The following is a 9964-nucleotide window of genomic DNA, read 5'->3' as shown; positions in this document are numbered from 1 at the left end:
CGCTGCTCAAGGTCAAGGGGATGCAGTAACGATTGAATTATTTGACAAGTCAGGATTTAATGGAGGAAAGAAATATTTATTAGATAGTTTCACATTAGATAATCCTCAAGATGATGAGACATTTGAATTTGCAGGAATAACATTGAATTTGAAGAAGTTGGATTCAAAAATAGAAGCAGGGAAAAGTGGTAGTTTTGAGTTTAGTAACACTGTAAAGAAGGAAGAAGAAGGGATAAGATTACAAGTAGGAGCGAATAGGGAGCAAATGATAGGATTGAGTGTGGGTAACATGAGGAGCAGGGAGTTAGGGCTAGGAGGGATAGATGTGTAATGTTTAATTTAGAAAACGAGCAAGAAATCAAAGAGAGAATATTTAAAAATATAAAAAGTGATTTAAATAAAAGTGAAGGAAGTATATTAAATGATATTGTATCTGCAATTTCTCTTGAAATAATTAATAATCAAGTATTTTTTAAAAATGGATTTTTATCTTCATTTATTGAAACAGCTAAGGGAGAATTTTTAGATTTAAGATGTAAGGAACATGGAATATATAGAAAACAAGGAGAAAAGGCTAAAGGAGAAGTTATTTTAAAAAGTGATGAAGATATTGAAATAGAAGAAGGAACAATTCTTATTAATGAAAAAACTTCTTTAAGATATATAATTAAAGAAGAAGCTAGGAGTAACAAAGAATGTGAAATTGAAGCTGAAAGTATTGGATCTAATTATAATTTAACCAAAGATAATACTCTAGCTTTATTTAAATATAACTCAAAAATAAAGGAAATTGAAATAATTGAAGATATAACTGGTGGAGAAAATATTGAAAGTGATGAAGATTTAAGGCGTAGATTATATTTTGTTGTTTCACATCCTGAAGGAGTGGGAACAGTAACGGACTACGAGAGATGGGCATTAGAGGTTGATGGAGTTAAAATAGCTAAAGCAATTCCTTGTTTTTACGGTAATGGAACAGTTAAAGTTATTGTAGGTGGAGAAAATGGAAAAATCCTTGATGAAGAATTAATTAAAAAGGTGCAAGACTATATTTGTCCATTAGAAGAGAATGGGTATGGAACAGGGAAAGCACCAATAGGATCTAAAGCAACTATAACTACTTTTAATAAAATACCTATTAGTATAAAGATAGTAAATTTAAGTTTAGTCAATCAACATGAAAAGGATAAGGTAAAAGAAAAACTTGAAGAGAACGTAAATAAATATTTAATGGAAACCTTAGATACTTTAATATATCATGAGCTTATATCTGTTGTAATTGAAAGTTATGGTGTTAAGGATTTTGAAGTACTTTTGATTAATGGGCTTAAACAAAATATAAAGGTCTCTTATGATGAAAAAGCAATTTTAGAGGGAATAGTTTATGAAGAAAGAAAATGAACTAGAAAAAATAAAATCTAGGTTTAATAATTATTTACCAGAGTTTGTATTAAAAGCTCCATATTTAGAAGAAATATTTGATAGTGGAATAATTGAAAGTTATTATTTAAATGAATATGGTAAAAAGCTTTTAAACGAACTTTCTATATCAACAGTAACGGAGAAAAGTATAGATAAATGGGAAAGATTTGCAGGGATTAACAACAAGCACTTAGATGTTAAAAGTAGGATTGATTTAGTTATAAAAAAATTTAGTCTTAAGGTACATGCTAATCATTTTAATTTTGTGTCGCTATTAAGGGTATATGATCCTACAATTATCGTAGAAGAGATAATTTCTGATTATACTATAAAAATAAAGAGCTATAATTTTATTGGATATACGCAATCAACAAGTCTACTTGATATTATAAATAATTACAAACCTGCACATATAGGGTATAAATTAGAAATTAACAGATCTGTAAGTGAAATAATATGTGTAGAATTATCAATTAATCGAAGGACTATAAATAAGATTAGAATAAGTCCTGACATAGATAATCAAATTAAAGTACCTACATACATATATCCATCAGTTAATAAAGTTAGCAATCAACGTACAAATATAACACCAATAACGCAACACATATCATTAATTAACAACTATTTAGGCATAGGAATTAATGTAAGTGTAAGTAATATAGTTAAATTTAGACATATCAATAAAATTAAGCACTGTATATATACGGGTATAGCTATAAATAAAATAAAACATGTTAAGGTTAATATATAGTAGGAGGTGATAAAATGGAAAATCTATTTTATAAACACATTATAATAACTAAAAAAGGATATGAATTTTACAGCAGAGTAATAGCAGGTGATCAAATAAAATTTACAAAAATAGAGATAGGAGATGGTGAGCTAGATGAATCAATCAATATAGATGATTTAAAGTCGATTACTAATATCATAAACCATAGAAAAACTATAGATGTATATGCAGTAACACAAGATTATACACAAGCTGTAATACATGCTAAGATTAATTCTAACGACCTAACAGATCCGTTTAAATTTAGAGAAGTTGGTATATATGCAAAAATAAAAGACGAAGAAATATTATATGCATATTTGCATGCAGGAGAAGAATTTGAATATTTAAGACCAACAGCAAAAGGTCAAGCATCAGTATTTAATTTTGAATTTGCAGTATCAGTTGGCAAAGCAGAAAATGTAGAAGTTGTATTTAACAATATAAATATAGTTAACAACAGTATCAATATTGATATGTTGGATGATACAGTAAAAACATATATAAGTGATTATGTATCTAATGCTATAGATAATGCAATATCTAGCTTACCAGTAACTAATAATAAATTTGAATTGATTAAAAATGGAGATAATTATATAGGATCGTTGAGAGATGGAGATTTAGAGCAAATTAAAGATGATTTTGTTCTGAATCTCTAATTTTTTGCAGAGGAGATAAATAATGAGTAATTTAACCTTTAAAAAAGATGGTATTGAGTTAAATGTTAAAACAATCGCCGATAGTGTTAAATATAATCAAGATAGTACAGTAAAACAAGCACTGGATAATATAATAACTAGACTTAATAGCATTGATCCTGGTGGTAGTACATCACCTGATATTGGTACTAGCACACCTATAGATACAACACATAACACACTAAGCATAAATTCCGAGCAAGGGGCACATGATTTGCGATATTATAATGATAAGCTGTCTATTAACATAAATGGAGAATGGATAGACCTAAATTTAGGTGGCACAAAAATAGAGGGGATTAAATTGCCACCAACAAAATTTATTGAAATCCATTCTCGCGAATCCACTAGCACCAATGTTACCATAATGTGGGAAGATGGTGGAGATCAAGTGCTTAATGGAGCAATAATATCTAAATGGGTAGGTACTAAACTTATTCGTAAACTTGACTCCCCACCCACGAATGAACACGATGGAGAGTTACTATTAGACAACAAAGATCTAAATAAATATAAGATTAATGGTTATGTTGATACAAATATACAATTAGATACTGCGTACTATTATGCATTATTTCCTTATTCTGATGATGGTACGCACAATTTTGATATTACAAATATACGTAAATTTTATAAAACCGAGGGTGCAATACCAGGCAATACAACAAATATAAGTGTTGTACCTATATTCAATGCAATAAAACTATTTTTTACAGATGGAGAATCAACATCTACAGCATTGTGGGCAGGTACTAGGGTAGTACGCAAAATTGGATCGCAGCCTACATCAGAGACTGATGGAGTAATTGTACTAGATAATTCCTCCAGAAACAAACATCAATCTAATGGATTTACAGATGACACAGCTACACAAAAAGTTGATTATTACTATGGGTTTTTCCCGTATTCTTCGGAGGGGCATTTTAATTTAGATCCTGACAACATAGTTATGGGTAATCCTGTTACACGCAAGATGTACGGTATGCGTATTGACATGACAAATAATTCACCCTCGGAAGCGGTTACATATACCAATAGTGCAGTAGATATAACACCTGATACTGGGTGGGATAGTATTGATTTGTTTGCGAATATAAAACCATGTTTATTTAAAAATGGTAAAGTTAATTATTATCTTAACCCAAATGATTACACGAAGAAACTAGATGGATCACCATCTAATTTAAATGGATTAGATGGTGATGTAATGATCGAAATACCATATATAGGTGTATATTACAGTGCAAACGGCAATTATTTAGATATACATGTATGCGATGATTATGAATTATCAAGATCAAACTTGGGATATTCCAGTCATACACATATGGATAAAGATGGAAATATAGCAAAAAAAATATATGTGGGAGCTTTTCAAGGTTATATTGATTCTAATAATTTGTATTCTAAGACTGGCGTAGTGCCGACTAAATATACAATAAAGCAGATAGAAGATGCTGTAAAATCAAGGGGAGATTATTATTGTCCCTATACAGGATCTATTAATTTACTATTAGCAACATTATATATGCTTAAGTACAAAACAAGATTGTTTTCCGATCACTTAGCAACCAACAATAATATATTTGCAGGAGAAACAGGTACATTAAATAAATCTGGATTGTGGCATAAAGGGAATACGGGTAAGATTGCAGGGATCGAATGGGGAGTAATCAATGCTATGATTTGGTTATCAAATTACCTTGTAGATAATAACTGGTATGTCAATAGTACGCAATATAATAGATCTACAAGATCGCTTAAGGTTTGCAAACCAATGACAAATCAAGTAGTATCGTCAATGTCGTATAGTATATATTACCCTAATTATAGTGCCTGGAATAAGGAATATCAAGTAGATGGATATACACAAAAGATGAGAGGATTAGGTAATAATATGTTGCCTGGTTATAACAACAGTGGTAGCTCTAGCACTGGGTGGGGTAGTTATGTTTCTGGTATGACTGCGTACAACCAAACATATAATGCCACACAATTTATTTTTATTAACCTAAATATTAATGGAGCGTATAAAAATATGTTAAATTACCATACAGATTCGGCATTAACCGAATCGATTAAATCCAACACATCATACACGTATGCTACGTATCTAATGTATATTAAGGCAGGTGAAGATTAACGAAATGAAGATGTATACAAATGTTATATCAGAAGTTAAACCCAAACTAAAGGATTTAAGTCATAACACATTATATATACGTACAAGTCTAACAAAAAAATTAGATGATGATTTAAAAGAAGAATTTTATGTATATGATGAAGTTCAGTATGAAGGAAATGAAATTCTTGAGTATTTAGATAAAAAGCAAATTGAAAGTGAACAGTTAGTAACAGATTTAGAATTAAATCAACTTCAAACTGAACAAGCCTTAACTGAAATGGAATTAAAAATATTAGAATTAGAAGGAGTCAAATAGAATGGAATTAAGTAGAAAGGCATTAGAATTAAAAGAGAGATATTTAAGAAGTGGAATTACGGATAGTCAATTGGAAAGATTTAAAAATTTAGGAATTATAAGTGATGAAGAGTATGAACACATAAAAGAATCGAAATAGAAGTTGAATTTGAGTATATTTATTCAATAAATTTGTATAAATATTTCAAATACCCTTTATTTGTATTTAAATATGTTTTAAGAGGGTATTTTATATAAAGGTATATAATATCAAAAACTTAAAAACATCGCCTTAGAATTGATTAGGAGAGTTGGGTTTTTAAATAAGGGGGTGGTAAAAATAAAAAAAGATACATTGACAAAGGTTATAGTGTTAACCCTAGCCATAATGTTTATAATATGGCTGGGTTTTTTTGTTGGTATAGATTTCTCAATAAAGACATTGCTAATAGTTATGGTTATAGATTATATTATAGGATTGTCATTAGCTATAACAGGTAACTCTAAGCATGGGGATGGAGGATTATCCAGTAAGGTAGGATATAAGGGGTTAATAAAGAAGATAGTGATACTATTAGTGGTAGGGCTAGCGGCTATATTAGAGGATTACTTAATAGTACTCGGTGTGCAATTTGAGTATATACAGAGTATAACAGTGGTTGCGTTTATTATAAATGAAGTTATATCAATCATAGAAAACGCAAAAATGGCAGGATTAGAAATACCAGATGTATTAACTAAGATAATAGACGTGCTTAAAAATTTAAGAGTGAAAAAATAGAGAGGGAGACCTCTCTTTTTGGTTTTTTGGGGGGAAGAAGGATGAATATAAATGAGAAATTAGTTAAATATAATTTTTCATCACGAAAGGGATCAGTTATTAAATATATAGTAATACATGATACGGGGAATACATCGAATGGTGCAGATGCGAATGCACATTATAATTATTTTAATGGAGGAGATAGACAATCATCAGCACATTACTTTGTAGATGATAAACAGGTTTTAAGAATAATAAAGGATAATGATAAGGCGTGGCATTGTGGAGACGGTAACGGTAAATATGGAATAACAAATGAGAATAGTTTAGGTATAGAGATGTGCATAAACAAAGATGGAGATTTTGGTAAAACATACAATAGTACAGTACAACTAACTAAATACCTGATGGATAAATATAATATACATATAGATAATGTGGTAAGGCATTATGATGCAAGTAGGAAGACATGTCCACACATATGGCAAAAAAATAATTGGGACAAATGGCATATGTTTAAAAAGGATTTAGTTAATAAGGATCAGATAGATTATAAACCGTTGATAACAAAACTATATGCATCATTGTTTGATCGTAACCCAGATGATGATGGATTAGAGTACTGGGACAGCAAGCTAAATAGTGGTTTAACCGTTGGTGATATGCTAGCGGAGATGTCAAAGACGGATGAATTCAAAACAAAATATGTGTGTTAAGATAGCAGGCTATAAGCCTGCTTTTTTGTTTTTTTATAGGAGGTGTGAGGGGTGATATATGGATGGACAAGCATCAAACTTCCAACTAACAAGGTGTTAAATGGAAATATATCAGGGAAGGAGTATGAGGTAAAACAAGGAACTAATACTAATACTGCTGGTATAACTAATGATAACGTTAAATAAAATATTTGCCAACATGTAAAATGCATCTGCCTACCATTATACCCAAAATTTCCAACTAAATGTCGACAATAAGGGAGATAATAATAAGGTACGTTAAATATACATTACGTACAACTACGGACTTTTCAACCCTTATGACGTACGTAAAATCAAGACAGAGAGATACTCTAGTTGTCACTAAGTATCTCTCTAAACTTTTTTAAAAATTTGGAGCGGTAATGAGTAACGAGGTGAATTGTGGTCAGGTTAGGGGACCAGTTCAATTGAATTTCGGAAGGAGTATAGATCCGATCTTCTCACAAGATTTGACAATTACAAGATGTGCGGTTACAAATTTGAAGGATTTAGAAAAAGAGAGAACTATGGGTAGAAAACAAATAGTACCATATGGGTTATATAGAATGGAAGGGTACATATCGGCTAATTTAGCCCAAAGGATCACAGGGTTTAGCGAAGTGGATTTAGAAATATTTTGGGAAGCACTTATAAATATGTTCGAACATGATCATTCTGCTTCCAGGGGAAAAATGGCAACTAGGAAACTGTTTGTATTTGAACATGAAACTGCTCTTGGTAATGCACCATCTCACAAATTGTTTGACTTGATAACCGTAATGAGAAAGGATCATACAAAACCTACGAGAAGTTTCACTGATTATGAGATCGCAGTAGATAATAATGGAATTCCTAGCGGTGTAAAACTCATAGAGAAACTTTAATATGGACTATTTAATGATTTCTGGAATTCAACATTTTGTATTTTGTAAACGTCAGTGGGGGTTAATACATTTAGAAAATATCTGGAAAGATAATGCTAGAACATTCAAGGGACATGAATTTCATCATAAGGTTGATGATCCATATGTTTTTGAAAAAAGGGGTAATATTATTGTTTCGCGTTCACTTCCATTGATTTCGCATGAGTTGTGTTTAAGAGGAATAAGTGACTGTGTTGAATTTCGTAGAAGAAATGATGATTTAGGAGCGAAATTACCAAACAAAATTGGAACCTATGACCTAATTCCAATTGAATATAAAGTTGGTGATTTGAAGCATGAAGAGAATGATATTTTTCAACTTTGTGTACAAGCTATTTGTCTTGAGGAGATGTTGTGTGTAAAAGTGAGTAAGGGATACGTTTACTATGGAAAATCCCGAAGGAGATATGAAGTTATTTTTACGAATGATATTATAAATAGTGTGAAAAATGTCATCAAAGAAATGAGATATTATTTTGAACGTGGAATAACCCCTAAACCAGTTTATAAAAAATCTTGTAGAAGTTGTTCGTTGTATGATTTATGTATGCCTAAATTAAATCAAATACATAAGAGTGTTAAAGAGTATATTGAGTTACATGTGAAAGAAGAATAAGTTGAGAAAATTATTGAATGTGTTGTACGTCACAAATGAAAATGCTTACTTACGCAAGGATGGGGAAGATGTTTGTGTCGTTTTAGATGGAGAAAAGGATGTAAAGATTCCCAGTCATAATTTAGAAGGAATTGTGTGTTTTGGTTATCAAGGTGCGAGCACTAAACTTATGGCAATGTGTGCTGAAAAAAATATCGGTATAAGCTTTCATACTCCTTATGGAAAGTTTTTATGTAGAGTTCAAGGAAAAGTTTCGGGTAATGTCTTACTTAGGAAAAGGCAATATAGAGTTTCTGATGATGGAAATTTGTCTTGTTTAGTTAGTAGAAATTTTATTTTAGGAAAACTTGTTAATTATAGAAACGTACTCAATCGTTTTAAAAGAGATTACATGGATAAGTTTGATGAATGTGTTAAAAATTCCATCGAATATTTGTCAGATACGATAAAAAGCGTTTTAGTATGTGAAAACTTGGATACATTAAGAGGTCTTGAAGGTGTAGGTACTAAGTATTATTTTGATGTTTTTGATAAATTAATATTGGCTGATAAAGAAAATTTCAAATTTGATTCTAGAAATAAGAGACCACCTCTAGATAGAGTCAATTCTTTACTCTCTTTTGTTTATGTACTTCTATCACACGATGTTGAATCTGCCCTTGAAAGTGTTGGGCTTGATCCACAAGTTGGATTTCTACATAGAGACAGATCAGGAAGAAGTAGTCTTGCTCTTGATATGATGGAGGAGCTTAGAGCCTATTTGGGAGATAGATTTGCACTGAAATTGATTAACACTAAAATGTTAAACAAAGATGATTTTGTTATCAAGGAGAATGGAAGTGTGCTTATTAATGAAGAAGCTCGTAAGAGTATTCTAACTGCATGGCAAAAAAGGAAAAGGGATAAGATTACGCATCCTTTTTTGTGTGAAAAAATAGAAGTTGGACTTATACCGTATGTACAAGCCTTATTGCTTTCTAGGTATTTAAGAGGGGATTTAGATGAATATCCACCATATTTAATGAAATAATGGGGTTAGATATGCTTATTGTTGTAACTTATTATATTGAAGTTAATTCTAAGGATGGAAGTAATAGACTCCGTAGGATTTCAAAGATTTGTGAAAATTATGGTATTAGAGTACAGAATTCAGTATTTGAATGTGTAGTTGATAACCTACAATTTGAAATGCTCAAAGCAAATATAAATAAAGTAATAGATAAAAATAAAGATAGTGTAAGATATTATAATTTAGGAAATTCTGGAAGAAAAAAGGTAACAGAGGTTGGAGCTAAATTTTCAATCAATGTGGAGGATATTCTTATAATTTAAATATCGAATGCGAAATATAAGTTAACATAGTTTTCTTGGAAGTTTCGAAAATATATATTCTAGATATATTTTCACTAAATTTTAGTTGAAATTTATGCCTTAAAGTTTGTATAATAGAGGTGTCTCGCAGTAGTAGTATTCCCATGCGTGATATTTAGCTGTTTTTAAATTTTACAGTCGCACCTCAAGTAGGTGCGTGGATTGAAACCCCAGCTCGTATCTCCGTCTCAAAGCCATCAACCGTCGCACCTCACGCAGATGCTTGGATTGAAATT

General features: G+C 30.8%; 12 protein-coding genes and 2 pseudogenes. All 14 read left to right on the top strand.

Features of this window, described 5'->3' with window-relative positions; all coding sequences use genetic code 11:
* Window positions 1-331, top strand: a pseudogene (locus AALI31_RS07195) (flagellin N-terminal helical domain-containing protein); the annotation flags it as partial.
* Window positions 331-1401 carry a baseplate J/gp47 family protein gene (locus tag AALI31_RS07190; RefSeq protein WP_489885852.1) on the top strand — a complete coding sequence of 357 codons (1071 nt, stop codon included), beginning with the start codon at window positions 331-333 and terminating at the stop codon, window positions 1399-1401. The pseudogene AALI31_RS07195 and the gene AALI31_RS07190, both read left to right, overlap by 1 nt.
* The gene (locus AALI31_RS07185) at window positions 1385-2176 is read left to right on the top strand and encodes a putative phage tail protein (protein ID WP_489885851.1); all 792 of its coding nucleotides are present in this window, start codon (window positions 1385-1387) and stop codon (window positions 2174-2176) included. Before AALI31_RS07190 ends, AALI31_RS07185 begins: the two co-directional genes overlap by 17 nt.
* A 14-nt stretch (window positions 2177-2190) precedes the next feature.
* Window positions 2191-2859, top strand: coding sequence for a hypothetical protein (locus AALI31_RS07180; RefSeq protein WP_489885850.1), 669 nt, complete (start codon window positions 2191-2193; stop codon window positions 2857-2859).
* Between the two features lie 22 nt (window positions 2860-2881).
* Window positions 2882-5041 (top strand): hypothetical protein, encoded by a 2160-nt coding sequence (locus tag AALI31_RS07175; protein ID WP_489885849.1) that lies wholly within the window; start codon window positions 2882-2884, stop codon window positions 5039-5041.
* Window positions 5042-5045: 4 nt separating this feature from the next.
* On the top strand, window positions 5046-5339 hold the full coding sequence (locus tag AALI31_RS07170) for a hypothetical protein (RefSeq protein ID WP_489885848.1): 294 nt from the start codon (window positions 5046-5048) through the stop codon (window positions 5337-5339).
* Between the two features lies 1 nt (window position 5340).
* The gene (locus tag AALI31_RS07165) at window positions 5341-5478 is read left to right on the top strand and encodes a hypothetical protein (protein WP_489885847.1); all 138 of its coding nucleotides are present in this window, start codon (window positions 5341-5343) and stop codon (window positions 5476-5478) included.
* Window positions 5479-5673: 195 nt separating this feature from the next.
* A complete protein-coding gene (locus tag AALI31_RS07160; protein WP_489885846.1) occupies window positions 5674-6099 on the top strand; it encodes a phage holin family protein in 426 nt (141 codons plus the stop codon).
* 41 nt (window positions 6100-6140) lie between these two features.
* Window positions 6141-6797, top strand: coding sequence for an N-acetylmuramoyl-L-alanine amidase (locus AALI31_RS07155; protein ID WP_489885845.1), 657 nt, complete (start codon window positions 6141-6143; stop codon window positions 6795-6797).
* A gap of 51 nt (window positions 6798-6848) precedes the next feature.
* Window positions 6849-6983: a hypothetical protein gene (locus AALI31_RS07150; RefSeq protein WP_489885844.1), complete on the top strand. Its 135-nt coding sequence runs from the start codon at window positions 6849-6851 to the stop codon at window positions 6981-6983.
* Window positions 6984-7189: 206 nt separating this feature from the next.
* Window positions 7190-7702: pseudogene (gene cas7c, locus AALI31_RS07145) on the top strand (type I-C CRISPR-associated protein Cas7/Csd2); the annotation flags it as partial.
* A 1-nt stretch (window position 7703) separates the two neighbouring features.
* The gene (gene cas4 / locus AALI31_RS07140; RefSeq protein WP_489885843.1) at window positions 7704-8357 is read left to right on the top strand and encodes a CRISPR-associated protein Cas4; all 654 of its coding nucleotides are present in this window, start codon (window positions 7704-7706) and stop codon (window positions 8355-8357) included.
* A gap of 1 nt (window position 8358) precedes the next feature.
* On the top strand, window positions 8359-9387 hold the full coding sequence (gene cas1c, locus AALI31_RS07135; protein WP_489885842.1) for a type I-C CRISPR-associated endonuclease Cas1c: 1029 nt from the start codon (window positions 8359-8361) through the stop codon (window positions 9385-9387).
* A gap of 11 nt (window positions 9388-9398) precedes the next feature.
* On the top strand, window positions 9399-9689 hold the full coding sequence (gene cas2 / locus AALI31_RS07130) for a CRISPR-associated endonuclease Cas2 (protein WP_489885857.1): 291 nt from the start codon (window positions 9399-9401) through the stop codon (window positions 9687-9689).
* Window positions 9690-9964: the final 275 nt, after the last annotated feature.

The sequence above is a fragment of the Anisomitus miae (SeqCode) genome, assembly GCF_054906395.1.
The sequence above is the reverse complement of the archived record's forward strand: the minus strand, read 5'-3'. Positions and strand labels throughout refer to the sequence as shown.